The organism is Pseudomonas sp. (genome assembly GCF_033723075.1).
GTDB lineage: Bacteria > Pseudomonadota > Gammaproteobacteria > Pseudomonadales > Pseudomonadaceae > Aquipseudomonas.
The window spans coordinates 237,413-264,172 of record NZ_JAWVXU010000003.1 but is presented as its reverse complement, the minus strand read 5'-3'; the positions used below and the strand labels follow the sequence as shown (position 1 = coordinate 264,172).

The 26,760-nt window shown below is 55.0% G+C and carries 23 protein-coding genes and 2 pseudogenes; 12 read left to right on the top strand and 13 right to left on the bottom strand.

The window, feature by feature from the left end; translation table 11 throughout:
• Positions 1-11: 11 nt before the first annotated feature.
• From rfbA (R3355_RS05555) to R3355_RS05495, 13 genes and pseudogenes are all read right to left on the bottom strand, one after another.
• Positions 12-926, bottom strand: a complete 915-nt coding sequence (rfbA, locus tag R3355_RS05555; protein ID WP_318960395.1) for a glucose-1-phosphate thymidylyltransferase RfbA — start codon at positions 924-926, stop codon at positions 12-14.
• A gap of 2 nt (positions 927-928) precedes the next feature.
• Positions 929-1,287: pseudogene (locus tag R3355_RS05550) on the bottom strand (four helix bundle protein).
• Positions 1,284-2,345: a dTDP-glucose 4,6-dehydratase gene (gene rfbB / locus R3355_RS05545; RefSeq protein WP_318960394.1), complete on the bottom strand. Its 1,062-nt coding sequence runs from the start codon at positions 2,343-2,345 to the stop codon at positions 1,284-1,286. Before rfbB (R3355_RS05545) ends, R3355_RS05550 begins: the two are co-directional and overlap by 4 nt.
• Before the next feature lie 200 nt (positions 2,346-2,545).
• Positions 2,546-3,427, bottom strand: a complete 882-nt coding sequence (locus tag R3355_RS05540; protein ID WP_318960393.1) for an NAD-dependent epimerase/dehydratase family protein — start codon at positions 3,425-3,427, stop codon at positions 2,546-2,548.
• The gene (locus R3355_RS05535) at positions 3,420-4,298 is read right to left on the bottom strand and encodes a glycosyltransferase family 2 protein (protein ID WP_318960392.1); all 879 of its coding nucleotides are present in this window, start codon (positions 4,296-4,298) and stop codon (positions 3,420-3,422) included. The genes R3355_RS05540 and R3355_RS05535 overlap by 8 nt, the downstream gene beginning before the upstream one ends.
• A 235-nt stretch (positions 4,299-4,533) precedes the next feature.
• Positions 4,534-5,154 carry an adenylyl-sulfate kinase gene (gene cysC, locus R3355_RS05530; RefSeq protein WP_318960391.1) on the bottom strand — a complete coding sequence of 207 codons (621 nt, stop codon included), beginning with the start codon at positions 5,152-5,154 and terminating at the stop codon, positions 4,534-4,536.
• 134 nt (positions 5,155-5,288) lie between these two features.
• Positions 5,289-6,335: a glycosyltransferase family 2 protein gene (locus R3355_RS05525; protein ID WP_318960390.1), complete on the bottom strand. Its 1,047-nt coding sequence runs from the start codon at positions 6,333-6,335 to the stop codon at positions 5,289-5,291.
• A 237-nt stretch (positions 6,336-6,572) separates the two neighbouring features.
• The gene (locus R3355_RS05520) at positions 6,573-7,337 is read right to left on the bottom strand and encodes a class I SAM-dependent methyltransferase (protein ID WP_318960389.1); all 765 of its coding nucleotides are present in this window, start codon (positions 7,335-7,337) and stop codon (positions 6,573-6,575) included.
• Positions 7,338-7,340: 3 nt separating this feature from the next.
• Entirely contained in the window at positions 7,341-7,925 is a 585-nt protein-coding gene (locus R3355_RS05515) for a class I SAM-dependent methyltransferase (RefSeq protein ID WP_318960388.1), read from the bottom strand.
• A 134-nt stretch (positions 7,926-8,059) separates the two neighbouring features.
• Positions 8,060-9,034, bottom strand: a complete 975-nt coding sequence (locus R3355_RS05510) for a hypothetical protein (protein WP_318960387.1) — start codon at positions 9,032-9,034, stop codon at positions 8,060-8,062.
• Positions 9,031-12,900: a glycoside hydrolase family 99-like domain-containing protein gene (locus R3355_RS05505; RefSeq protein ID WP_318960386.1), complete on the bottom strand. Its 3,870-nt coding sequence runs from the start codon at positions 12,898-12,900 to the stop codon at positions 9,031-9,033. The genes R3355_RS05510 and R3355_RS05505 overlap by 4 nt, the downstream gene beginning before the upstream one ends.
• A 3-nt stretch (positions 12,901-12,903) precedes the next feature.
• Positions 12,904-14,292, bottom strand: a complete 1,389-nt coding sequence (locus R3355_RS05500; protein ID WP_318960385.1) for an ABC transporter ATP-binding protein — start codon at positions 14,290-14,292, stop codon at positions 12,904-12,906.
• Positions 14,282-15,097 (bottom strand): ABC transporter permease, encoded by an 816-nt coding sequence (locus R3355_RS05495; RefSeq protein ID WP_318960384.1) that lies wholly within the window; start codon positions 15,095-15,097, stop codon positions 14,282-14,284. Before R3355_RS05495 ends, R3355_RS05500 begins: the two co-directional genes overlap by 11 nt.
• A 723-nt stretch (positions 15,098-15,820) precedes the next feature.
• Here R3355_RS05495 and R3355_RS05490 point away from each other — a divergent pair.
• The 12 genes and pseudogenes from R3355_RS05490 (at position 15,821) to R3355_RS05435 (ending at position 26,741) form a co-directional block, all read left to right on the top strand.
• Positions 15,821-16,882: an LPS O-antigen chain length determinant protein WzzB gene (locus tag R3355_RS05490; RefSeq protein WP_318960383.1), complete on the top strand. Its 1,062-nt coding sequence runs from the start codon at positions 15,821-15,823 to the stop codon at positions 16,880-16,882.
• A 172-nt stretch (positions 16,883-17,054) separates the two neighbouring features.
• On the top strand, positions 17,055-17,477 hold the full coding sequence (locus R3355_RS05485; RefSeq protein ID WP_318960382.1) for a nucleotidyltransferase substrate binding protein: 423 nt from the start codon (positions 17,055-17,057) through the stop codon (positions 17,475-17,477).
• Positions 17,474-17,794 carry a nucleotidyltransferase domain-containing protein gene (locus R3355_RS05480; RefSeq protein ID WP_318960381.1) on the top strand — a complete coding sequence of 107 codons (321 nt, stop codon included), beginning with the start codon at positions 17,474-17,476 and terminating at the stop codon, positions 17,792-17,794. Before R3355_RS05485 ends, R3355_RS05480 begins: the two co-directional genes overlap by 4 nt.
• 117 nt (positions 17,795-17,911) lie before the next feature.
• A complete protein-coding gene (locus tag R3355_RS05475; RefSeq protein WP_318960380.1) occupies positions 17,912-19,504 on the top strand; it encodes an MBL fold metallo-hydrolase in 1,593 nt (530 codons plus the stop codon).
• 284 nt (positions 19,505-19,788) lie between these two features.
• Positions 19,789-20,310 carry a transcription/translation regulatory transformer protein RfaH gene (gene rfaH, locus R3355_RS05470; RefSeq protein ID WP_318960379.1) on the top strand — a complete coding sequence of 174 codons (522 nt, stop codon included), beginning with the start codon at positions 19,789-19,791 and terminating at the stop codon, positions 20,308-20,310.
• A gap of 285 nt (positions 20,311-20,595) precedes the next feature.
• The gene (rfbB, locus tag R3355_RS05465) at positions 20,596-21,651 is read left to right on the top strand and encodes a dTDP-glucose 4,6-dehydratase (protein WP_318960378.1); all 1,056 of its coding nucleotides are present in this window, start codon (positions 20,596-20,598) and stop codon (positions 21,649-21,651) included.
• A gap of 12 nt (positions 21,652-21,663) precedes the next feature.
• Positions 21,664-22,534: pseudogene (gene rfbA / locus R3355_RS05460) on the top strand (glucose-1-phosphate thymidylyltransferase RfbA).
• 12 nt (positions 22,535-22,546) lie between these two features.
• Complete coding sequence (locus tag R3355_RS05455; RefSeq protein ID WP_318960377.1) at positions 22,547-22,747, top strand: hypothetical protein; 201 nt, start codon at positions 22,547-22,549, stop codon at positions 22,745-22,747.
• A 66-nt stretch (positions 22,748-22,813) separates the two neighbouring features.
• A complete protein-coding gene (locus tag R3355_RS05450) occupies positions 22,814-23,026 on the top strand; it encodes a hypothetical protein (protein WP_318960376.1) in 213 nt (70 codons plus the stop codon).
• Positions 23,027-23,120: 94 nt separating this feature from the next.
• The gene (locus R3355_RS05445; RefSeq protein WP_318960375.1) at positions 23,121-24,326 is read left to right on the top strand and encodes a glycosyltransferase; all 1,206 of its coding nucleotides are present in this window, start codon (positions 23,121-23,123) and stop codon (positions 24,324-24,326) included.
• A 13-nt stretch (positions 24,327-24,339) separates the two neighbouring features.
• Positions 24,340-25,848: a lipopolysaccharide biosynthesis protein gene (locus R3355_RS05440; protein ID WP_318960374.1), complete on the top strand. Its 1,509-nt coding sequence runs from the start codon at positions 24,340-24,342 to the stop codon at positions 25,846-25,848.
• A 35-nt stretch (positions 25,849-25,883) separates the two neighbouring features.
• Positions 25,884-26,741: an SDR family oxidoreductase gene (locus R3355_RS05435; protein ID WP_318960373.1), complete on the top strand. Its 858-nt coding sequence runs from the start codon at positions 25,884-25,886 to the stop codon at positions 26,739-26,741.
• The last annotated feature ends 19 nt before the right edge of the window (positions 26,742-26,760 follow it).

Genomic DNA, 26,760 nt, shown 5'->3' with positions numbered 1-26,760 from the left:
TCCCCATCCCCTCATTCATCCAGCATTCGCATCAAATATTGGCCGTAGCCTGTCTTGCCGAGGGCCTGGGCCTGCATGAGCAACTGCTCACGGTCGATCCAGCCATTGTGGTAGGCGATCTCTTCTAGGCAGGCGACCTTCAGTCCCTGGCGGTGCTCGATGGTCTGCACGTACTGCGAGGCCTCCAGGAGGCTGTCATGGGTACCGGTATCGAGCCAGGCGAAACCGCGGCCCAGACGCTCGACACGCAGTTCGCCGCGCGCCAGGTAGGCATTGTTGACGTCGGTAATCTCCAGCTCGCCACGGGCCGAGGGGCGTACCGCCTTGGCGATGTCGACCACCGCGTTGTCGTAGAAGTACAGGCCGGTTACCGCATAGCTCGACTTGGGCTGCGCCGGCTTCTCCTCGATGGAAATGGCCTGGCCGTGCTGGTCGAACTCGACCACGCCGAAGCGCTCCGGATCCTTGACCAAATAGCCGAACACTGTCGCTCCCGATGGCTGGTCCGCGGCGCGCTTGAGCTGCTCGGTGAAGTGCTGGCCGTGAAAGATGTTGTCGCCGAGGATCAGGCACACCGCGTCGTCGCCGATGAACGACTCGCCGATCAGGAACGCCTGGGCCAAGCCATCAGGCGCGGGTTGCTCGGCATAGCTGAATTGCACGCCGAACTGGCTGCCGTCGCCCAGCAGATTCCGGTACTGCGGCAGGTCGTGCGGGGTGGAGATGATCAGGATTTCACGGATGCCGGCGAGCATCAGCACCGAGACCGGGTAGTAGGCCATCGGTTTGTCGTAGATCGGCAGCAGTTGCTTGGACACGCCAAGGGTGATCGGATGCAGGCGGGTGCCGGAGCCGCCGGCGAGGATGATGCCTTTGCGCGAGGGCGGCAGGGACGAAGGGGATGGGGAATGAGGGATGAGTGACATTGCTACTCCTTGGGGGCATGGCGTTTGAGCAAGCCCGTAATTAAGCGTGAAGCGTGTTCGATGCAGTCGCTCAGTACCGAATCAGGCTGGGCAAACTCAAGGTCAACGGCTATCAAATATTGAGTGTTCAGCTCACTTAACGAGCCTCGTGCAACATTCAAAAATAAACGAGCTCACGCGAACTTTTTCTTGCCGCGCCCTCTGCAATATTCGAAGGGATTGAGACCGCCGCGCGCCTGGTCTGTGATGTTAGTCCGAACTTTTCCTCTGCCGGAAACGACTTCGACCATGAATAGGTCAATTTCACCAACTGCATGCTCACTTGCCAGGCTTGCAATTGATAGTGCGGGCGAATACTCATCCCCGAACCCTCCGGCACCAGTCCAGATTGTCCAGGTACCAGCGCACGGTTTTGCGCAGGCCGCTTTCGAACGTTTCCTGCGGTTTCCAGCCCAACTCGCGCTCGATCTTGCTGGCGTCGATGGCGTAACGCTGGTCGTGGCCGGGACGGTCGGCGACGAAGGTGATCAGTTCCTTGTAGGAATGCGGGGCGGCGTTGTCCCCATCCCTCATTCCCGCTCCTAGATTCCCCTCCAGAGGCGCCAGTTCATCGAGCAGCGCGCAGATACTCTCCACGACATGCAGATTGGTCTGCTCGTTGTGCCCGCCAATGTTGTAGGTCTCGCCGACTCGGCCTTCGCTCACCACCTTCAGCAGGGCGCGGGCATGGTCCTCGACATACAGCCAGTCGCGCACCTGCTGGCCGTTGCCGTACACAGGTAGCGGTTTGCCTTCCAGGGCGTTGAGGATCACCAGCGGGATTAGCTTCTCCGGAAAGTGATAGGGACCGTAGTTGTTCGAGCAGTTGGTCACCAGCACCGGCAGTCCGTAGGTGCGCTGCCAGGCGCGGACCAGGTGGTCGGAGGCCGCCTTGCTCGCCGAGTAGGGCGAGCTGGGGGCATAGGGCGTGTTTTCGGTGAATAGCTCATCAACGCCATGCAGATCGCCGTACACCTCGTCGGTGGAAATATGGTGAAAGCGGAAGGCCTGCCTGCGCGCCTGGTCCAACTGCAGCCAATAGGCGCGGGTGGCTTCCAGCAGGGCATAGGTGCCGACGATATTGGTCTGGATAAAGGCTGCCGGGCCGTCGATGGAACGGTCCACATGGGATTCGGCCGCCAGGTGCATGATCGCGTCCGGCTGGAACTCGGCCAGGGCCCGACTGACCGCCGCGCTGTCGCCGATATCGGCCTGGAGGAAGCGGTAGCGCGGGTTGTCCGCGACGCCGGCCAGCGACTCCAGGTTGCCGGCGTAGGTCAGCTTGTCGAGGTTGAGCACCTGGTGCTCGGTGTCGTTGAGCAGGTGGCGAATCAGCGCCGAACCGATAAAACCGGCGCCGCCGGTGACCAGAATTCGCATATCAATTGCCTTTTTTACTGGAGTTCAGTGAGTGAGCCGGGATGGGCGCCACGCCCGTCATGATCGGTTGCTTGCCTGGCAGCCAGCAAGACGAGTGGCCTGTAGAGGCGCGCCGCACGTGTTGCTGAACTGGCGCGCTTTCGCAAAAAGCGCCATGGGCCGACTCATCTTGAATACTGGTCAAATTCATAGGTGGTTGCTCATGCCCCAGGCTGGGGAAGATCCTCCCGGGTCAGGGTGAAAGCGCGCGGGTGGAAATCGAGATCCTCGGCGGCGGCGCTGTGGGAGAAGGCCTGGTCGCGGTTCATCCGTTCCGCCATTCCAGGTGTCCAGTCGCGGTAGCGGGGGAGGCAGCGCAGCAGCAGCAAGGCAAAGCGAAACAGTGGTAAAGGTAGGTGCACGATCCGCGGTGGTTTTCCCAGGGCGACGAATATTCTGCTCAGCATATCGCGGTAGCTCAGCACTTCGGCTCCAGACAAGGCATAAGTCTTGGCCGTGAGCGATTTGTTCAGGGCGGCCAGGCAAGCCATCGCGACATCGTCTGCATGCACGGGCTGACGCAACCCCAGGGCCTTGCCGAAAACCGGAAAGAAGCCCAAACGCCGGATGGTTCGAGCCATCTCGGTTACATTGCCATCCCGGCCGTGCCCGTATATCAGGGTAGGGCGCAAGATGAGCCAGTCGACGCGGTGGCTTTCGGCCCAGGTCTCGAAGGCTGCTTCGCTGTCCGCCAGACGTTGGGCCAACTGGCGCTCGCGCGGATCCGGGGAATGATCCTTGGCAATCAGGCTGGTGGACGAAAGGGCTATCACCCTCTGGGCGCCCATGGCGGAAAGCTGCGGTAGGAGGTCAACGAGCACCCAGATGGGCAGCAGGCTGATCCAGCGGCGAATAGGTTTGGCAGGCGCGGTGGCGCCTCCCGGCGGGGAAAAGTGCCGCCACTCGACCTGCGCATCCGTTGCGACCTCCTGGACAGACCTGGAAAAGGCCGTAACCTGATACTGCGCATCAGCCAGCACCGCAAGCAGGCTGCTACCCACCAGGCTGCGTGCGCCCAGAACGCCCACGCCGCCATCAGTCATTCGGCTTGCCCCACGACCGTATGCGTTTCAGCAGGAGATAGCAGACGACTGCGGCAAAGCGCAGCCATACGCCGCAAATGACCAGGCCCATCAGTAGCCCGGGGTATTGATGGCGGAAGAACTTGCGGTAAAAGCGCACCATGCCCCGGTGTTTGTGCCACTCGACGAAAAAAGGGCGGGCCACGCTACAGCGCCCTTTATGGTGGGTTACCCGGGCGCCGGGTTCGAACAGAATGCGAGAGCCGGCGGCACGGAAGCGCATGCACCAGTCCAGGTCTTCGCAGTGCATGAAGTAGCCCTCATCCAGGCCGCCGACTCGTTCCAGGGCATGCCGGGGCACCAACATGCAAGCACCGGAAATGGCTTCCACCTCGACTGCTGCCTCGGGTAGGGGGGTGAGATGCAGCAGATAGTCCGAAAACAATCGCGGATAACGCTGGGCGAGGCTGGCGAGGCCGAAGGCTCGGACAAAGGTGCGCCAGGGCGTCGGTACCGAGCGGCGGCCACCGGCCTGTTCGCTGCCATCCGCATTGAGCAACAGGCCGCCGACCATGCCTACGGATGGATGGCTGTTGGCCGCATGCAGCAGGCTGCACATTGCATCGGGCGCCAATTCGCAGTCGGGGTTGAGAAACAGCAGGAAATCCTCCTCGGCTGCGGCGGCGCCCTGATTGCAGGCCCGGGCGAAACCCAGGTTATTGTGGTTGCGTATGATCTTCAGACGGGTATCGGCAGGAATGGCCTGGGTCGCCTGCTCCAGGCTGTCGTCGCTGGAGGCGTTATCCACCAGGATGATTTCCGCGGCCTGGGCACTGCAACTGACCAGGCAGCGGCTCAGGTAGGGGCCTGCATTGTAATTGACAATGATCACGGAAACCCTGTCCTTCGTTCCGAGTAACTCCAAAAGCAAGCTCCTCTCTCAGTGGCGGTGAGTGCCGTCTACGTTTTGTATCGAGCCTGTCTTCAGGACGTACGGCCCCACGGCTCGCCGTGAAGAAGGGTAAGCCGTGGGGCCAGGCAATGTGTCGAGCAGAAAATCCAACAGGTGCAGATTAACGGCCAGCCACTACTGCAGAATGCTCTCGCGCATCTGCGTGTGGTGCTCTCTATGGTTCGGCAAGTGGCTGGAGGTAATCGTTGATACGCGGTTGCAGTACCTCGAGGATATGTCCCACCGTCTCGCTGATATGGCAGCCCTCGGTGTCCACGGTCAGGGCCGGGTTCTGCGGCGGCTCATAGGGCGAGTTGATCCCGGTGAAGTCGCGCACCTCGCCTGCGCGGGCTCGTTTGTAGAGACCCTTGACGTCTCGTTGTTCGCAGGTCTCCAGCGAGGTGGCCACATGCACTTCGAGAAAGGCTTCCGGGCCGATGATCTGGCTGGCCTGCAGGCGGTCTTCGCGGTAGGGCGAGATAAAGGAGGTGATGACGATCAGGCCGGCCTCGTTCATCAGTCGCGCGACTTCGGCCACCCGGCGGATATTTTCGCAGCGGTCCTCAGGGGAGAAGCCCAGGTCACGGTTCAGCCCATGGCGCACGTTGTCGCCATCGAGGACGAAGCAGGCGTGGCCCATGGCGAGCAGACGTGCTTCCAGGGCGAAGGCCAGGGTGGACTTGCCGGCGCCACTCAACCCGGTCATCCAGATGGTCGCCGGGTTCTGGCCGAAGAGACGGCCACGTTCTTCTCGGGAAACGTGGCCATCTTGCCAAACGATATTCTCAGGCTTCATTTCCTATCCTTCACTTCAGCAAAGATCGTTGCTACTAACCAAGGTTTGGCCAAAAGCCAGTGTTTTGGTTAGCACGGGCAGTTCCAACAGGGTAGCCGCGACTAGCGGCGCTAGGGTTTTCACTGTGCAGCATATTACGGCAACGGCCGTTTGGCGATGTCGCGCCGGCGGCGGCCCAGGCCTTTTTCCAGCAAGCGCCAGATGTTCATCAGGCTGGTTTTACGTTGTGCCTGGATCTCGCGGCGCTTGCGCCACATGCGTGGCAGACCGCGGAGGGCATCCCGCTTGGCACGGAGTAGCACTCGCCCACGGCCGCGGTATATATAAACCAGTGTGGTCAACAGGTTCATGAGTAGGTGGGCGGGCAGCAGGAGCCAGAAGAGCGCGCCTGGCATGTTCTTCACATAGGTCCAGACCAGGTTGCGGTGCCCATGGTAAAGGGCGAAATCGCTCTTCTGCCCCCCGCTGGACGCCGAGCCGACATGCAGGGCGCGGGCGCTCGGCACCAGGCGACACTCATAGCCGGCCAGCCACAGGCGAAAGCCCAGGTCGACATCCTCGCAGTAGCAGAAGAAGTCTTCGTCCAGCCCGCCGACGGCTTGGTAAATATCGCGGCGGTACAGCGCCGTCGCGGCACAGGGGGAAAATATCGGCCGATCCAGCAACTCCGACTCGCTTACCGGTTCGCCATGCCCCAGGCGCCAGCACAGGCCGCTGGCATGGTAGGCGTCGCCGATGCCGTCCAGCCGTGCCGGGTCATGCGCCATCAGCGTTACCGCACCGAAACAGGCCACCTGCGGCCATTGCATGGCCGCCAGCAATAATTGCTGCAGGCAATCGGGTGCGAGAAAGGCATCGGGGTTGACCAGCGCCACCCACCGGCAATCCTGTAGCTCGGCCATCGCCAGGTTATTGGCCTTGGCGAAACCGAGGTTCTCTGCCAGGCGGATATAACGGGTATCTGCCGGGCGCTTGCTGGGCAGCTCCTCGGGTGGGCTGTTGCTGGCGTTATCGATAACGATGGTTCTATGGATGGGCGCCTGCTGTTCGGCCAAGGCAGCCAGGCAGCGTTCGAGCACGTCGAAGGTATTCCAGTTGACGATAATCACGCCGACGGCAGGCCGTTCGGCAAAGGCCACCCTGGAAGAGGTAGCAGGAATGTCGGTGGAAAGGTTGTTCATGGTGATAGCGTACTGGCTTGGTGGGGGCTTATTCCCCGAATCTGGTTAAAAACTGTGCGTTGACTAGGTAACCGCTAAGTGCTCAGCTTCTGCATAGGGTCATTCGGTATATATAGAACACCTTCGGGGGTTGAAACCGTACATGTTGAAGCGTGACTATACCTCTCGGCAGATTTCCATACCGTACATCCATACTGTACAGATACCCTGTTATGCGAGCTTCCCGAGGTGGTAGGGCTATTTGCGTGAGCATAAAAAAGTTTTACGCCAGCCTTCTTGGTAATCATTGAGCCCCTCTGCGCTTTGTGCGAGAAGCGTGTCCCAGTCGATTTCCTGGACTTCGAACCCGAAGTGCTCAAATATGAAATGAATGGCACCTACGGATGGGCGGCCGACAATTGTCATCCCGTCCTCAGTAAAAGCATCTTCGGTCGCCATCATTTCTTGCGCTACGGGGTCTTTTATAAGCTGGATGACGAAGTTGTCTTCCCTCGCTGAGCGCTCTTTGAGCTGACGAGGCGTGGGTGATGAGTGGTAGGGGGTGTTTGTAGGGAAAACTTCTGTATCCAGAATTATGTGGCGGGCTTGAGTACCAGCCATTAGCTTGACGAGTTCGACATGCTGGATTGTGTGGTAGAAATAGCCGAGACATAAAACGACGTCTATTTCATTCGTGTGGCTTCTGAGAAAGTTGAAAACGTCATCTTTTATAAATGCGTACGAACTCTCATCGATTCCGTAAGCCTGCATATTGCTGACTGCGTTGTCGATAAGCTCTGCGCGTGGCTCAATGCCCGTTACATGCTGGGCGCCGGCTTGCAGTGCGGCAAAAGTCCAGCGTCCGTCATGGCTTCCTATGTCGAGCAGTCGTTTGCCGGCGATGATGTTCTGGTTCGCTTGAATAATGCTTTGATAGCGACAATTCAGGCGATCCGGAATGGCTGAAGTCTGGCTGGTTGCATAGAAGCGCGGGTAGTCAGAAAAGAAGGCGTTTTCACTCATTGTTCATTTCTTCCGGCTGACCAGAACATCAATATATTCGGCGCGAATACCTTGGTCTATATCGTCGATCATTATAATTGTAGTGGGCGTGTGTGCTGTGTCTGATATGTAACTGGCAATATCATAGCCCCAGTGCATTGTCACCAAAGAGCCGCTGGCATCGACAGGGTTGCCATGATACTCAGGTTCGTGGTGGTGAATGATTTCACCCTCATCGGTGCGGGAAGCCCAGCACTCGCTTTTTTTGCCTTTATTGATCAGTGGGACCGTGAAAATATGAGCCCCACCAGGTTTTAGGACTCGAGCGATTTCTTTAAAAGCCGCTGCTGGATCGAAAATGTGCTCCATTACATCCTGAGTAATGAATAGATCGAAGCTCTGGGCGGCAAACGTCATGGCCTCAAGATTTTCGCAGCGAAATCCGCTTGAACCATGAATGGAACCAGGCGGGACGTTGGGAAAGAACTGGGAAGAAGTATAGCCCGGACACTCCTTGCGCAGCTTGGGGCTTGTGCCCCGATTGGCTGGCGATGACTCATGAATGGTCAGCTCTTTATAATTCGGAAAATACATCTGAATAACATGCATCAAAGCCCTTTCGCGTGGTATTGATTTGCATGAGTCGCATATCAGAAAATCCCTAAACCAAGAGGTTGAGGCCCTGAATGTTACAGCGCGTTCACATATGGAGCATATCCCCGTGTGAGAGAAATTAAAGGTGCTCAATGTGGATCTCCTAAAGTTGCAAACTCAATTATTTCTTGAAATTCTTCCATTGTAAGGTTGTGTGTATTTTTTGGTGGAAGGTTTTCGCTGGTCAGGATAAGTGGCGAAAGGTTTGTGGTGAATTTTTCGAGCTGCATGTTTGATTCGTTCAATTCTTCCATGAATTTTATCCTTTGCTCTTCCGTGAATAAAATGCATTTCGGCGAATTATTCTGGTTGTCGTATTTGAATAGCCTTGTGACTATTTTGTTGTGTGTTGTTTGGGGTAGTGGAATGTTGTTTATGGTTTTTAGGAACTCAAGAGTTTTGGGGGCTAGCGAGTCATTTATTCTTTCTTTTTTAAAATGTAAGCCCCGGGGTGTTATGTTTGCAGTGCTGCAGAAGTCTAGTCGTATGTCATTTTCTAAAAAATCTTCGGGGGAGTAAGGGATTACCTTGATTTGGTCTTTGCCAAATATATCGGCCCATAATTCTAGGGTATGATTGTACTTGATGTACGGAGTTTTTCTTTTTACATATGTGAGGAAGTCTTCAGTGAGGCGAGTGCCCCACCATTTTACTTCCATGTTGTAGGAGGACTCTATGATTAAGTCTTGTCTTCTTATGTATGCAACTATCGAGATTGTACTTTTGGTGTTGCTTGTTATTGTGTGAAGAAGTTTTATTTGCTCCTTGGATAGAGTGCAAAATTCTTCAGAGCTGAATATTATATTTTCGCAATTATGAGTTCTTGCATTAGCTATGGCGGCCTCAATTATAGCTTTTGGCGTTGTCAGTGGTAGATCGCCCCACGGGGAGGTTTTTTTTTCTTGAAGAGACCATGCAAGTTCGTGATGCGCGCATTGAAGAAGCCCTTCATTCGGGTAGTAAATCTTACTGTGCTCTTGCAAAGGAGCTTGGTTATTTAGTAGAAATTCTTGAATGGATGTTGTGCCGGTTTTATGCCAGCCAATATGAATAATTAAGTTCATGTTAATATTCTTTTTGCATGTGAGTAAGTTTCAACGACTATGTTGTTTTGGCAGCAAACATCTAAGCTGGTAGCGGATGCGCTAACAGTTAGTGATCGCTCAATGGCGTGAGCGAGAGTCCCGTCAACTTGGCCTGTTTCGGGCTCGAAATCATTTTCACTCAAGGCTAGGTTGGCGATAGGAATAAGGGCTTTACAACGGGCCATGAACATTGTGCCGGCAACGAAATTTAAGGCGCTCAGGCTATCTGAGGGTATGCCCATTCTTGTGGCAAGGCTCTCTACGCGACTAGCATTTGAGCCCCAGTAATAACTCATTGGCACAATATGGCCTGTTGGTCCAAGGATTCCAATTTCTGGCTTGCTTTGAAAATGTGCAATGGAGTTTAAAATGGCGTGCTCCGTCAGTAGCTTTTCATATAAATCGCGCCGCCATTTATCGCCATCCTGCCGATGTGTTGATTTCTTTGTATGGATCTTTATCAAAAAGTCATGCCCGCCATTAAGTATTTCCGGCATTATTTTGATAAACGGCAGAACGTCGCGGCCACGATTTATCACAGGGAGCAGAGTAAACTCGTGGCGTTGCTGCGATAGCTTTTTCTCTATGGATTCCTGCTGTTCGTGTGTGGTGGTTACGTAAAGCTTGAGTGGTATCGAGCGGATCTTCTCTATATAGTCCAGTATTTCATCGAATACATCTTCGTAAAATGCATGTATCACAATGGCTACTGGGCGCTTCAGGTCCGGCTCGCAAACACTGGTTGCCAGGGTTTTACGCACCAATGCCATGCGCGTTGCCTCCAGGTAGGCGTAACCGTAACGCTGATCAGGCTCCAGGTGTGCGCCTTCCGCCCATTCATTCCAGGCATTGATAAAGATCAGTCGCTGGTCAGGATTGCTGAAGCGCTCGCAAGTATCGTCGATGGCGTTATATAGCCATTGTTGATAGCCCAGCGGTGAACTGTTAAGTAAAACAGAGCTTCTATTTTTGCGGCGAGCGGTGTTGTCCCAAGCCGGACAGACTCCGCGGAATAGGGTGTACCCAGGCTTTTTGTAGTCGCGACTACGCTCGACGAATATGCGCCAGTCGTAAACATTACAAGCAAAATCATCCTTCAGTGGCTCGACCTGCTCGGTGATATTGGGCGGCGCGGAGTTGTTCGGCGGAAATTCGATGGCGGCGTCGAAGCCGTATTTGCCCGGGTCGACTGCCTCGAAGGACTGGGTGTAGGCCAGGTAGATTTCGCCGATGCCATTGGTCCGGCACCAGGTGCGCCAGCGTTCGGCGGTTTCCTTGGCCGAAGGCAGCAGGCTGGGGCGGTAGACCAGGAGCAGCGGCTTGCCGTCGATGCGGATATAGCGGGCATCGCGCATGTACTGGGCGACATGGGCGATAAAGGCCAGGTCGTCTTCGGGCGAGTGTTGCTGGGCGATGAGGATTTCGCTGTCCAGGCCGTCCCAGCGGCGGCTCCAGTTCTCGTTGGCCCAGCAGAGGCAGAAGGGCAGGTCCAGGCTGGGATCTTTCAGGTAGTTCTCGATCGGGGTTTCCAGCAGGCGCTTGCCGCCGAACCAGTAGAAGTAAAAGCAGAAACCCTCGATGCCGTAGAGTTTGGCCAGTTCGGTCTGGCGCCGCTGCACGGCCGGGTCGAGCAGGCTGTAGTAGCCGAGTTCACCCGGCACATGGGGTTGGTAGTGACCGGCGAACTGCGGCTGGGCGGGACGGACATTGGTCCATTCGGTAAAGCCTTCGCCCCACCAGGCATCGTTCTCGGCGATGGGGTGGAACTGCGGCAGGTAGAAGCAGATCAGCTTTACCGGCTTGTTCTTCAGCGGGGCGCCCTGGAGCAAGGGAATGTACTCGGCACTGGCTGGTGCCAGGAGTGGCGAGGGCGGGGCAATAGCGCTGCTGGGCGTGGGCAGGTTATGGCTGATCGGCGCGGTGAAGTTCTGCCAGCTGCGGTAGGCCTGGGTCCTGCGGAAGACGAACGGCAGGCCCTTGAATAGGGCGTTCTTGAAGCGTTGTTTGGCGTCTACGGGGAAGGGCAATGAGTGCCAAGTCGCGTGCGCGCCGTTAGAGAGGAGGCGGCGGATTAGCCAGTAAGGCCGGGTCATCAGGCTTCTGCGGAGGAAGCGCAGTGGTTTGGTCAGGACCCAGGACTTGCTGCTGAGGATGCGCGCCAGTTGGGCGTTGGTTTGCGCCAACTGCTGGCTGAGGTGCAGGGCATTCTGTTGCTCGGCCGTGCACTGGTTTTGTAGCTGCTTTAGCTGTTGCCGCAATTGGTCGCGGCTGGCGATCAGCTCGGCTTTTTCTTCCTGCAGGTGCTGTTGCACCTGGGCCAAGGTTTCGAGGCGTGCCTGTGCGCTGCTGACTTGTTCTCTAAGCAACTGCGACTCCTGGCTGTCTTGAGTGCGCAACCGTTCCAGCTTGTGAATGGTTTCCGTAAGCCGGGCGGCTTCCATCTGGGCAGTTTGGTGCTCTTGCTGGAGGAGGGTTTGTACCTCGGTCAGGCTGTGGATGCTTGTCTGGGCTGCTTGCACGGCTTGCTGGGCGGAGCTGAGCTGATCCGCCAGGTCGGCCTTTTCGCTCAGGCTGTGCTGGTAGGCAATGCTTGTATCTGCTTGCTCCTGAGTGAGTTTGCTCAGGGCCTGCTCTGCCGCGCGATGTTGGACATGCAGTTCCTCGAGCAGGATGCGCAGCTTGGTCAGTTCATCGAGCACCTGGTCATGCGAAACCGTCTGTGCCTGTTGGCTGCTGAGGGCTTGATCCCGTTCGTGGACCATCAGCGCCAGTTGTTGTAGGGCGTTTTCCCTCTCAAAGGTAGTTACCTCCAACTGGACCCGCTGGTTGCTCAGTTCGGCGATGAGTTGGTCATGTGCCGCCGCCTGTACTTGTTGGGCGGTGAGCGCCTGATCCCGCGCGTTAATGGCTACCGCCAGTTGCTGCATGGCGTTCTCGCGCTCACGGCTAGCTTGGTCCCGTACTATTTCCAGCATGTCGGAGTGCGCCAGCAGCGGCAGGAATTCGATATAGCGTTGCTCGAACGCCTGCCAGCGCTGTTCGAAGGCTTTGCCGTTGGCCGGCAACTTGTCTGCGGCCAACTGCTGCAGCAATTGGTAGAGCTCGTGCACGAACGGCGAGACTTGTAGCCTGTCGCCAAGGCGATCAAGGGCCGCAACGTTATGCCTGAGGGCAGGGGTCAGGAACTCTTCGGTGAATTCGCGCAGCGCTTGTGGGGCGGCTTCCGGAGGCGGCAGTTCGAGCGCGTCGGCAATGCGCGCCAGTTGCTCTGCAGGGGCTTCGAGCATGGCGTCGTAGGTAACGAATACACGTTGCTGCTGCTGTGTTTCGCGAAGCGCACCGACCACATATTTGGCCCACAGCATCAGGCCTTTCACTTGCGCAAACCCATCACGTTTATGCAGCGATTCAGCCACATCGAGTGGGTTGCGAATGGTAATGAGATAGCTGGGCGAGAGGCCGAGCTGGGTAAAGATGTTCTGCCAGAACGGCAGCAGTATCGAGGTGCGCGGATCCTTGAAGGCGAACACGGCATTGTCTGGCAGCTTGCCCTGCAGGAGGGTGGCAGCGGCCTTGCGCTCCAGCGAAAACTCCGGGCGCAGCAGCGCCTGATCATCCAGTTTGGCCAGGCGGTGCCAGGCGGAATCCAGCTTCTTCAGCAGGGCTTCGTTGAAGGCATTGATCTCGGCATCTTCCCAGAAGCCTTTTTCGTTGTTGCCGGGAAGGCCACTGATCAACTTGTTGCCCAGATCCAGCGAGAGTACCTGTAGGCCGCGAGTAATCGCGCTGGTGCCGCTGCGGTGCATGCCAAGTACGACCACGATTCGTTTTGTCATGTCTGTCATTACCTACTCTTCCGTACTTGTAGCCATCGAGGCAATGTCGAAGTTGACCAAGGCGTTTGTCATGCGTCCCTCGTAGGCTTGGACGCGGAACATTACCGCGTCGAGAATGCGATGCAGATAGATGCGCTCGGGGTGGCTCGCAGTCTCCCCTTGCAGGCCGGCGTTGAAGAAGTAGGTGCCGGGGTTCATCAGTGCGCGAAAACTAAAGCTGACCTGATAGGTTTCCCCAGCCTTCACCTCCGGCAGGTACTTGTTGACCGCTGGATGATTGGCGCCGCCGATCTGAACGCCATTGATGGTCTTGATCAACATGCCGAACTGTACGTTGCGCGCGTGTTCAAGAAAGCGCACGTCATAGCGGTACAGGTATTCCTGCATGGCGACCAGGCAGTTGACCCGCTGCCCCTCGAGCGTCTCGATATGCGGGTCGATGATGAGCGCGCCGAGCTGTTCGTACTCGACCCGGCTTTGTGATACCAGGCCTTCGATATAGTGCGGGCGTTCGGCTCTGATGGTTGGCTCGTTGACCGCGGAGGCCCCTACCGCGGGGCTCATGTTCGAGCAGGGTGTGGGGGCGTCCGCAGCCTTGCGGATTTCCTGCCGTACATGGGCGCGGCGAGTCTCGGGAGCGAACAGCAGCTTGGTGTAGAACGCTATGGTTTCTTTGGGGGGGCCATCGAACAGCAATTCGCCGCCATCGAGCAGCAGGGCGCGATCGCAGAGTTCCACCACCAAGGCGGCGGCGTGGGAGACGAAGAGGATGGTGGTGCCTTTTTCGCGTAGCGCTTCGATGCGGGCGAAGCATTTGCGGCGAAACGCTTCGTCACCAACCGCCAGGGCTTCGTCCACCACCAGGATATCCGGTTCACGGGCCACGGAAACAGCGAAAGCCAGGCGTACCATCATGCCGCTGGAGTAGGTCTTCACCGGCTGATGGATGAACTTGCCGATATCCGCGAAGGCGAGGATGTCGGGCAGGATCCGTTCGATATGGCTGCGCGGCATGCCGAGGATCTGCCCGTAGAGATATACGTTATCCAGGCCAGAGAACTGCGGGTTGAAACCGGTGCCGAGTTCGAGCAGGGCAGCGATGGTGCCATGGGTTTCGCAGTGGCCACCCGTCGGGTTCAGTGTTCCGCAGATCAGTTGCAGCAGGGTGGATTTGCCCGAGCCATTGCGCCCGACGATGCCTACGGTCTCACCCCGGCGAATCTCGAAGGAGACCCCGCGCAGGGCCCAGAACTCCCGATAGAATTGCCGCGGCTTCATCATGAGCAGGCGTTGCAGGCGCGGTACCAGTGCCTGCTTGAGGCGATCCTGCGGGCGGCGATAGACCTGGTAGCACTTGCTTAGCTGGTTGACCCGAATAAAGGGCTCTTTATTAGATGACATCGGCAAATCCATTCCTCAGTCGCTGGAACCAGGCATAGCCCAGCCAGGCTACTAGCAAACTCAAGGCCAGATAGATTGCCCATCCCTGAAAATCGGGCATCTGTCCGTGCAAAATGACCGCGCGGCTTTGCTCGATGATGAAGGTGAGCGGGTTGGCCAGGACCAGCGGCTGGAGATTCTCGGGTAATGCGGAGAGGGGGTAGAAAATCGGTGAGAGAAAAAGCAGGGCGGTGCTCAGGAAGCCTGTTATCTGCCCAAGGTCGCGCAGGAATACGCTGGTGGCCGCCAGCAGCCAACTGATGCCCAGTGCCACGAAGGCCAGCGGTAGCACGATCAGGGGGAAGAACAGGCAGGTCAGCGGTAGCTGCCCTTGTGTGATCAGCACGGCAGCCAGGAGCACCAGATAACTGACGAACAGTTGGGCCAGGGCGGAGCCGAGCGAAATCCAGGGAAGTGCATCGAGCGGGAAGACGACTTTTTTGACGTAATTGGTGTTGTTCAGGATCAGTGAGGGTGCACGGTTCAGGCATTCTGCGAAGAAAGCGTGCAGGATTATGCCAACGAACAAGGCAAGCGCGAAATCCAGATGGTTCGTTCCGCCGAGCCAGCGGGCCTTGAATACACCAGAGAAAACGAAGGTGTAAATGCCAAGTAGGAGCAGGGGGGTTATCAGCGCCCACGCCAGCCCGAGAAAGGTACCTTGATAACGGGTGGCGATTTCGCGCGAGATCAGTTGCCGGATCAGGGAATGCTGGGCAGCCACGCCGCGCAGCAGGGCTGCTGGAGAGTAAGCGTGTTTAATCATCAGGAGTGACTTACTGCATGCACCAGTTTGCGTGTGGTGTGCTTTTGTGAGTGCGGAGCTTGAGTCATTCCTGATCCTAGTGCTGGGGAGCTAAAACGGTTTGTAAAGTACGAGCGGAGGGGTTCAGAGGTCAACTGAAATTCGTCGAGTGGTTTCAAGTGGTTAACCCAGTGGGTTCGAGCAGTTGGTGAGCGCGGTGGTTACGTCGATTTAGACGGAGTCGCGTGGGCACAGGCCGCGCTCCTGACCCTTTGCTATGCCATGGTTTCCCTCGCTCACCTGGGTTCGGAAGCCTTTGGGATATCCCTGCTCGAAGGCGCTATGTACGGCAGGGCACGTCGATGATTTCGCGCGAAAATAGGTACGGGGATTGCCTATATCAATATTGCGTATGAAACAGGTTGGGTCATTCCTCCTGGCGATCCAGCAGCCCTTAGGCAGGCCATGCAGACGGGGATTATCCGCCGCGGCCTGAGGCGATTGGCAGGCGTGCAGCGCTGCGCGCTGATGCATTGTTTTCTGCCGAAGAGATGGTGGCCAGCTATGCGAGTCTATATCGCAGTCTGTTGTAAGTTGTGCGATGACGGGTGTGCCTAAATATCGTGAGCTGCAAGGGCTTGTATTGCATGGTGTTGCTGGCACAATGCGGCCCTTGCGAAGCCCTCGGCTAGATGAGTGGTCTTGCGTTTGAGTAACCGAATTTTTGACAAAAATGGATCTACAGTGACCGAGCAAGCATACCCGCGCCAAGCCAATAATGATGATGAAATCGATCTTGTTGAGCTGTTCTACGGTCTGTGGACGCAAAAATGGCTAATAGTCCTGATTACCTTGGTGTTCGCTGCGGGTGCGGCTTCGTATGCCTTTTTCAGCAAGCCGGTATATGAGGTGCGTGCCGCAGTACTGCCGCCTTCTCTCAGCGACATTGCCAGTTTCAACCTGGGGCGAACGGGGGAGGATGGGTTGAAGCCATTTTCGGTTGACGATGTATATGCAGTTTTTACCCGCAATCTGCAGTCCGAGAAGTCCAAGCGCCAATTCTTCAGGGACGTCTATTTGCCGTCCCTTAATGATGCGCAGCACTCGGGCTCTCAAGATGGTCTTTACAGCGCGTTTGGTGGAAGGTTCAGCGTCAAGTCTCTGGATAAAAACCAGCCTGAGCGCTATTCCATTGTTGTCGAGCACAACAATCCTGAACTAGCGTCGAATTGGGCTAAGCAATATATCGATCAGGTGGCTGAGCGGTCATTGGACGAAATGCTGCAGAATTCGGAGCGCGAACTTGCGGTGCAGGCTCGCAATATCGAACAGCAAATCAAGTCTGAGCGTGCTAGCGCCAAAGCTCGCCGAAACGATCGCACCAGGCAATTGCAAGAGGCATTGACGGTTGCCGAGGCAATAGGTCTGGATAATCCTCCGGTTATAACCGGGCGAGTTTCAAATGACAGCGAGCTTTCCGCCTTTATGGATGGCAGCTTGATGTACATGCGTGGCGCCAAGGCTCTGCGCGCTGAAATACAAGTGCTGCTGGCGCGTACATCCGATGATCCGTTCATCCCAGGGCTTCGTAACCTGGAAGCGCGATATCAGTCATTCGCGGGTGTAAGTGTTGATCCGAGCAATGTCGCGGTCTTCCGGCAAGACGGAGATGTCGACGTGCCGGATCAGCCCATCAAGCCGAAAAAGCCCCTGATCGTGGCCTTGGGTGTGGTGCTGGGCGGCATGCTCGGCGTATTTGTCGCGCTGATTCGCCTGATGTTAAGAAAGCGCTCCGCCAAGGCCTGAATCTGGAGGTTTTTGATCATTCCCACGTCGAGGCGTCGAACCGTCCGCGTGGGAATGCGTCCGGGCCAAGCTTCAATTAGTCTACATATCGGCCTGGTCAGGCTTATTTCACGTCCTGCCTGCCCGTAACGAACGTAAACTGAAGCGAACAGGTTGAGAATAAAGGAGCAGCATGAGCAACGAAGACATCCGCTGGCTGCAGCGCTTGCAAAACTTCAACAAGGCGCAGGCTCAACTCGATGAGGCCATGGCTCTGATGCAGGTACGCAGCCTGTCGAAACTGGAAAAGCAGGGCGTTATCCAGGCCTTCGAGTACACCTACGAACTCGGCTGGAACAGTCTCAAGGATTATCTGGTCTGGCAAGGTATCCTGGGCATCGTTGGTTCAAGGGATGCAATCCGCGAAGGCTTCAGCAAAGGCCTGTTGGCTGATGGGCAGGGTTGGATGGACATGCTGGTAGATCGTAATCGCACATCGCATACCTATAACGAAGAGACGGCTGAGGCCATATTGCAAAACATCCAGCAGCACCATCATCCATTGTTGAAGGCGCTGGAGCAGACTCTACTCGAACGTGCGGCAAAAGAATCATGAGCGAGTTGCAGAGCTGCGGCCTGCCGGCTGCAAGTATCAAGGCCATTCAGCAGGTGTTTCATCGTTGCCCTGGTATCCGGCAAGCGATCCTCTACGGTTCGCGAGCCAAAGGAAATTTTCGCCCGGGTTCGGATATCGACCTCACTCTCAAGGGTGATTTGACCTATCAGGAACTGCTGCGAATCGAAACAGAACTGGATGACTTATTGCTGCCCTACAAAATCGATCTTTCCCTGTACGAGCTGCTGGATAATCCGGCGCTGATCGAACACATCGATCGGGTGGGCAAGCTTTTCTACACGGCAAGCGATAGCTGAGGGCATCCGATCGTAGGGTGCGCCGTGCGCACCAAGGCTGCAAATACAAGCAATGGACCGCAGCCGGCAATGCAGCATCCGCCGGCCATCGTTAACGGACTAACACGGATCGACCACATGGATTACCCCGATATCCTCCATCACGGCGCCAAAGACGGCGTGACCGGCTCCTGCCACCAATTGCTGATGGATGCCGAGCACAGCCTGCTGATCGACTGCGGCCTGTTCCAGGGCGCGGAAACCTCCCCTGAAGGCAAGTCCGGCGCAGATCGCCTGGCTATCGAATTTCCCCTGGATACGATCAAGGCTCTGGTCGCCACCCATGTGCATATTGATCACGTCGGGCGCATCCCCTACCTGCTAGCCGCCGGATTCAAGGGGCCGATCCTGTGCAGCGAACCCTCCGCCAAGCTGCTGCCCATTGTGCTTGAAGATGCCTTCAAGCTTGGCTTCAGCCGCGATCAAAAACAGGTCGAGCGCTACATCAAGCTGATCAAACAGCGCATCATCGCCGTGCCCTACAAGACCTGGTTCACCCTGCAGGACACGGAGAGCCTGATCTGCCGCATCCGCCTGCAGCGCGCCGGGCATATCCTCGGCTCGGCCTATGTGGAAATCGATCTGCACTACCCTGAGACCGGCGGGAAAACACGCATCGTCTTCTCCGGCGACCTGGGCGCACCGCATGCGCCGCTGTTGCCGGCACCCAAGCCGCCGTACCGCGCCGACATCCTGGTGATCGAGAGCACCTACGGCGACCGTCTGCACGAAGACCGCCGCACCCGCCGCAAGCGCCTGGAAAACGTCATCGAACAAGCCCTGGCCAACAACGGCACAGTACTGATCCCCGCCTTCAGCATCGGCCGCACCCAGGAATTGCTCTACGAGCTGGAAGACATCATCCACAGCAAAAAACTCGATGGCGTTAGCAAGGGGCAGGGGAGCAGAGCCGCTCTTAATCCCCCTCTCCCCTCTGGGGAGACGACTGCATGGATGCAGGAGGTAGGGCGAAGCAGGATGCCCGAGCCGAGGGCAGGGGTGAGGGGAGAAGCCAAGGGCAAAGCCAATAAAAGCAACCAGACAGAAATCGACTGGCCCACCCTCCCCATCATCCTCGATTCCCCCCTGGCCAGCCGTTTCACCCGAGTCTACCGCGAGCTGAAACCCTTCTGGGACAACGAAGCCCTGCAGCGCCTCAAGCAAGGTCGCAACCCGCTGGGCTTCGAGCAACTGCTAACTATCGACAGTCACCAGGCTCATCTGGCCATGGTGCGCCATCTGGCAGCAACCGCTCGTCCGGCCATCGTCATCGCAGGGAACGGTATGTGCAGCAGCGGTCGAATTGTCAATTACCTGAAAGCCATGCTGCATGACCCTCGGCATGACGTACTCTTCATCGGTTACCAAGCGCAAGGCACGCCCGGCCGAGCCATCCAGATGTATGGTGCGCGCGGTGGTTACGTGGATTTAGACGGGGAGCGCTACAAGATTGGTTCGAAAATCAATACCATAGGCGGCTACTCAGCCCATGCCGATCAAAAAGGCCTGCTGGGTTTCGTCACACGCATGCGCCACTGGCCCAGCCAAGTGCGCATCGTCCACGGCGAAACCAGCGCCAAGCACGAGCTCGGCGAACGCCTCAAGGCGCTCTACAAGCAGGCCCAACGTAACCTGGAGTTAATAATCCCCAGCGGCACCAACGATGCCTAACTACCGTAGGAGTCAGCTTGAGACCCGCATGGATGTAAAAATTAAGTGAGCCGTGAAGAAGACCGCTCTTTGTAGGAGCCAGCTCGCTGGCGATCCCACAGGCCGCCGCCTAACCACCACTAGGCAACACCAATAAATGTGGCTCCAACCGCCAAAAGTCCTTCCTATCCATCCCAGCGGCTGGCTAGGCCTAAACGAACCATGCACTCGGCCCAACCAAGCCAGCTGCAACCAGGAGTGAATTGTCGGTCTGCAGATGCTGCGCCGATTTGCTTGTTACCCATATGAATGTAAGCACCGCAACGACCCACTGCATCACAGGTACGGCCCCTGGTTGGTACCTCGTGCACTGCAAGTCCCGCCAGGATGAGCGCGCAGAACAAAACCTGCTGCGCCAGGGTTACATCTGCTATCGGCCGCAGCATGGCTGCGAGCGGATAGTGTGTGGCCGTCGGCAAATCATCGCCGAATCGCTGTTCCCCGGTTATCTGTTCATTCAGCTGGCAGCCGATGCCAACTGGGCACCGCTGCGCTCGACCCGTGGGGTCATTCGTGTCGTGGGTTTCGGCGGCATACCGCTGCGCCTCGACAACAACTTGATCGAACGCTTGCAACAACGTACAACGGCGCCCGTTAAACCGGCTCTCGAAGCGGGAGATAGCGTACGCATCACCGAAGGCGGTTTTGCCGAGCTGGACGCCATCTTCGTGGCCATGGACGGCGAGCAGCGCGTGATACTGCTGCTCAATATGCTCAACCGCCAGCAACAGATCAGCATGCCGCTGCTGAGCGTAATAAAGAACTGAACAAGCCTCGGCCCTGGCCGAGATCAAGGCAACACCCTGGCCATGCCAGTAAAATTTGATGATTTGACGTTCTCAGGAAACCAACGGTAAATCCTGGGGCGGTAGCGTGCCAAGTTCGGCACATAAGCCCTTGGGGCAACCTGAGCGCCTAGCCACAACAAGTACACAAATCCCGTAGGAGCGGATTTATCCGCGAAGCTTTTTACTCAGCCAACCCACCATAGAAGAGAAATGGGGAGCAAAAATTTTGGCTCTTTACCTCACCCAAGATGGTTTCATAACACCATGAAAATTCTTGTCACCGGCGGTGCCGGCTTTATCGGTTCGGCGGTCATTCGCCATATCATCGACAGCACCGCTGATAGCGTGGTCAATCTCGACAAGCTCACCTATGCAGGGAATCTTGAGTCCCTGCTCGACGTCAGCGACAGTGGGCGTTATGCCTTCGAGCAAGTCGATATCTGCGACAGCGCCGAACTGAAGCGGGTGTTCCACAACCATCAACCCGGCGCCGTGATGCATCTGGCTGCTGAGTCCCATGTCGACCGCTCCATCGATGGCCCAGCCGCATTCATTGAAACCAACATCGTGGGCACCTATACCCTGCTAGAGGCCACGCGCCAGTATTGGCTAGGTTTGGATGACAGCCACAAAGACACGTTTCGCTTTCATCACATCTCCACCGACGAGGTGTATGGCGATCTGGACGACCCAGATGAGCTGTTCACTGAAACCACGCCCTATGCCCCCAGCTCTCCTTATTCCGCGAGTAAGGCCAGTTCCGACCATCTAGTGCGTGCGTGGAGTCGTACCTACGGGCTGCCGACGCTGATTACCAATTGCTCGAACAATTACGGCCCGTACCACTTCCCGGAAAAACTCATTCCGCTGATCATTCTTAACGCCCTGGAAGGCAAAACGCTGCCCGTCTATGGCAAGGGCGATCAGGTACGCGACTGGCTCTACGTCGAAGACCATGCCCGTGCACTATATAAGGTTGTGACCGAAGGGGTAGTGGGGGAGACTTACAACATTGGTGGCCACAATGAAAAACAGAACATCGAAGTGGTCCACGCCCTCTGCGAGCTGCTCGATGAACTCCGTCCATGGCAAGGGCGCTCCTACAAAGACCTTATTACCCACGTCCAGGATCGTCCCGGCCACGACCTGCGTTACGCCATCGACGCCAGCAAGATCCAGCGTGCACTGAATTGGACACCCATCGAGACCTTCGAGTCGGGGATTCGCAAGACGGTCGAGTGGTATCTAAGCAACCTCGAGTGGTGCGGTCGCGTACAGGATGGTAGCTATCAACGTGAGCGTCTGGGTGCCACAGCATAAAGGAAGCAATACATGAAAGGCATTCTCCTCGCCGGCGGTCCGGCACCCGTCTGTACCCGATCACCAAAGGTGTGTCCAAGCAGCTACTGCCTATCTATGACAAACCGATGATCTACTACCCGCTCTCGGTGCTGATGCTAGCAGGTATCCGTGAGATTCAATTGATCAGCACCCCGGAAGACATAAGTGGCTATCAGCGCTTGCTAGGTGATGGCAGTGAGTTCGGTATAAGCCTCAGCTACGCTGTGCAGCCCAGCCCAGCCCAGACGGTTTAGCTCAAGCCTTTATTATTGGCGAAGACTTCATTGGTACCGATGCCGTTTGTTTAGTGTTTGGCGATAACATTTTCTACGGCCAAGGCTTCAGTCCCATGCTCAAGGCTGCGGCTGACCGTGGCAATGGCGCTACAGTATTCGGTTATCAAGTCAAAGATCCGGAACGCTTTGGCGTGGTTGAATTTGATGAAAACAAGCGTGCTATATCCATTGAAGAAAAGCCACAACAGCCAAAATCTCACTATGCCGTCACTGGTCTGTATTTCTACGATAACGATGTGGTGCAGATTGCCAAGCAGGTAAAACCCTCTCACCGAGGGGAGCTGGAAATTACCTGTATCAACCAAGCCTATATGCAGCGCGGCGATCTCAATGTTGAGTTGCTCTGCCGTGGCTTTGCCTGGCTGGATACAGGTACTCATGAAAGCCTGCTTGAGGCTGGTCTTTTCGTCGAAACTATTGAAAAACGCCAAGGCTACAAGATCGCCTGCCTCGAAGAAATCGCTTTTAACAATGGCTGGCTCTTCGCTGACGATCTGCAAAGAATTGGTGAGCAAATTAGTAAAAATAGCTATGGTCAGTATTTGTTGTCGCTCCTGACTCAGTAAAAAGATGCTCTTATGGCGGATTTATCTAGAAATATTCTTGAGCAAATGGGTTTCAAGAGTCTCGGCATGAATGTTTGTATCAGCGATAAAGCCAATATCTACAGTGTTGATCAAATTGAGATTGGCGATAGTTCAAGAGTCGATGATTTTTGTATTTTGACCGGTAAGATAATTATTGGAAAGTTTGTTCATGTCGCACCGTTTTGTCTTTAAGTCGGTGGTAGTGCGAAAAAAAGATTTACTAGAACTTGAAACTAAATTTTTAGAAGACCTTTGCAAATGATCCCATTTAACAAGCCGGCCTATACCGGTAACGAAGATCAATATGTCATGGCTGCTATGCGCAGCAGTAAAATGTCTGGCGATGGTCAGTACACACACCTTTGCCAAGAGTGGTTTGAAAAGCAAATCGGCTGTAAAAAAGCGCTACTGACACCAGTATGCACTCAAACGTTGGAGATGGCTGCAATACTGGGCGATGAATTCGCATAATATAATGGATGTCCGGAGTTCGCTGTGTCACTGATGCTGGTCAAGGTGCAGGCTGCTGTGTTTTTTAAGCATATAAAATGATATGGGTGTTTAAATGAGTGATTATCTGCTTTCCATTGTAATTGCCACTCATAATCGGTCGAAATATGCGATCTCTTGTGTTGAAAGCCTTTTGAGTATCGCGTCTGAAGAGATTCAGGTGGTTGTCCATGATACAAGCAACGACGAGTGCGAGCTGGCTGCCTGGGCAGCAACTCAAAAAAATCAAAGATTAATATACGTGCATTGGGCCGAGCGGCTCTCCATGACCGAAAATCATGAGAAGGCGCTCCAACTTGCAACGGGCGAGTATGTCTGCCTGATTGGGGACGACGACACGGTTTCAAGTTACATAGTTGAAGTTGCAGCGTTTGCAAAGTTGCACGGTATAAAAATGATCACGCCGCGAGTCAAAGCGTCTTATTATTGGCCTGACTTCAAAACCAAAAACTATGGTGCCGCTCATGCGGGGCGTATTTACCTGGGTGGCTTTGATTTTTCCCTGGAAAGACATGACGTCGCAAAAATGCTCGATGCTGCGAAAGCAGGCGCATTTCAAGGCACCGACGGAATGCCAAAGCTGTATCACGGTTTGGTTTCCAGGGCGACGCTGGAGGTGATCACCGCACATAACGGGACTCTTTTGTACGGGACAAGTCCTGACATGTCAGCTGCAGTATCCTTATGCCTGGAAGGTGGTGAATATTATCTTCTGGATTTCCCTTTTACGATGCCAGGTGGTGGTGGCGGTAGTAATAGTGGTCGAAGCGCAACAGGTAAACACAAGGGGGGGCTGGAAAAAGATCCGCACCTCACGCCGTTTAAAAATTTGAATTGGCCGGAGATCATGCCGCGCTTTTTCAGCGTCGAAACGGTCTGGGGGCATGCAGCGTGGGAAACACTGGAGCATCGTAAAACCACCGAGGGCTATAACTTGGCTCGGTTATACGCATTGTGTTTTTTCCACCATCCAGACTTTGCTCGAGAAACTTACCGTGCATGGCGTAACGCTGTTTCGCATCGCGTTCCCAATGCCGGGGCGTTAAGCGTCTTCTCCGAGCTTGTATCAGTGGGCTGCCGGTATGTATTGGCCAAGCTCAAAAGGCTGCTGAGACCTGGGCCCAGCAACGGGGCAGAAGTGGTCGCTATTGTAAATGATGTCAGCCACGCGAGAGAAAAACTTGACCAGAACCTGAAAGGTAAGTTGAGCGGCGGGGCATTGATGACGCGGTTGGTGAATCTGCCAATCGTTGAAAAATAACAATAGGCCCAGTGTGAATAAGCAAAGCAACCTTAAGTCTCTATTATTGGCGAGCCTCTCCGGGCGATTTGTTTACGCATTAGCCAGCATGGCAGCGCTACCTCTGCTTTCCAGGTTGCTGGGCGCGGAGGCGGTGGGGCTGGTAGGGTTTTTCTCAACGATAGTCATGGTCATGATGGTGTTTGAGGGAGGCTTGACGAGTAATGTGATTCAGCAACTCGCCAGGCGTAAGGGGCGAGAGAATCGAGCTCACCGGCGCCACTCCATGTCTTCCGGCTCACTGATTGCGACCTACGTGTGCTTTTTTGCGGTCGTAGGCGTAGTCCTGACAGGTCTGATCACTGTATTGTCGGACTATCTTGTAGGAAGGTGGTTGAATTTTTCAGCGCTATCATTCCACGACGTGAAGTATTCGTTAATATGTATGGGGCTGTTTGTAGGGCTTAACTTGCCTGTATTGATTTTACAGGGCGCATTTGTTGGGCGTGAGCAACAAGTGAAGCTCAATTGCCTTTATATACCTTACTCGCTGGCAAGGACGCTGGGTGTCTTGATGTTGATGATGATTGTGCCGGAGTGGCGCAATATACAGTCCTATTTTTTGATTCAAGTGCTAACCCAAGCGGTCTATGTGCTTTCACTGCTATTCAGTATCACGATGGAGTTTCGTCGCGTTCTAACGTTTATTTCGCCGCGATTTCTATACTTGAAAAAAGGATGGGCGTTTAGCAGAGGTGTTTTATTAATCTCTGTAACATCAGTATTCGTGGTGCAGTACGATAAATTGTATCTCAGCGGGCACGTAGGTCTTTCAGACTATGCTGCGTACGCGTTGGCCAGCACATTGGCGGGGCTGCCCTATATATTTTCATCCGCATTGAACTCCGTGCTTTTTCCGCGTTTTTCGGTAAACCTTAACTCAGGTGATGAGGGCAGGGTGGCAAGTGTTTTTCGAATTAGTTGCTCTGTAATAACATTTTTGATGGTCGTTCTTTGTGTCTCTGTTTATTATTTTGGAGACAAGCCAATAAGTATGCTTTTCTCTCCGGAGCTGGCTAGCGGCATTGCACCTTTATTGCCTGTGCTATTAGTAGGGACTGCACTTCAATCCATATTGATTGTGCCTTTTTCTCTTCAATTGGCTGCGAGATGGACCCACATTTCCCTGCGGTTGAATCTGGTTTGGATTCCCATTGTTTTACTGTTGATGCCTTTTATGGTAGCCAAATTTGGGGTAATGGGTGGGGCCTATATTTGGTTGATTTATAATGTCTATTCAATAGTGCTGACGTTTTTCATCTTGGCGAAAAAGTTTTCCTTTATGCGACAGGTGAATAGTGAGCTTCTATGTTTTGCATTCATATCAACACTGGTTTTTATGCTGTTTTGTGTGTCTGTTCAATGGATAGCAACGTCTATGTCTAATCCGTATGTGGCACTTACTTTCGAGGCCGCTTGTGTGCTGGCAGTTGTAGGTGTTGTCGCTTATGTATTTAGGCGCAATTTGATGCGGTTTAGATAATATTGGTACTCACGAACTAGTTTGAAGAGGCGGTGATGAAAGTATTGGTCCTGGGTGTAACCGGAATGTTAGGTAGCGCGGTGTTCAAGAGGCTCGATCGCGACGCCCGATACGACGTGCACGGAACGATGCGTAGTGCTGCGGGCATGAAATACTTCGAGGAAGAGCAGCAGACCCGTTTGATTGCTAACGTCGATGTATTGAATGCTGATGAGCTGACCGACTTGTTCGTTAAAGAGCAACCCAGGGTTGTGATTAATTGTGTTGGTCTAATTAAGCAGTTTTCCAGTGCGAAAGATCCACTGGCGACGCTCCCCATAAACTCATTGCTGCCACACAGGCTTCTGAAACTTTGCGAGCTGTCCAATGCGCGGTTGATTCAAATAAGCACAGACTGTGTTTTTTCGGGTACTAAAGGGAATTATTTGGAGTCTGATATTTCAGATGCTGAAGATCTTTATGGTAAATCGAAGTTTATTGGAGAAGTCACGGATTCTAAAAATGCGGTGACCTTGCGTACTTCAATTATAGGCCGTGAATTGAATTCGGCTAATTCTCTGGTTGATTGGTTTTTGTCTCAGCAGGGGGCCGTGAAGGGCTATTCGAAGGCCATCTTTTCAGGTCTGCCTACCAACGAATTGGCAAGCGTGATCAGCGATTACGTTCTCCCTCGTGAGGACCTCCAGGGGCTGTACCATGTCTCGGCTGACCCGATAGACAAGTATTCGCTATTGGAATTGGTCGCGAAAGAGTACGGGAAACATGTCGTTTTGACCGCTGACGCTTCGCTCAGGATAGATCGGTCGTTGGACTCCACACGGTTTCGCGCTGAAGTAGGTTACAATCCGCCTTCATGGGAGGCGCTTGTGGCAAGCATGCGCATGGCATCTTAAACTTAGTCGATATTCAGGT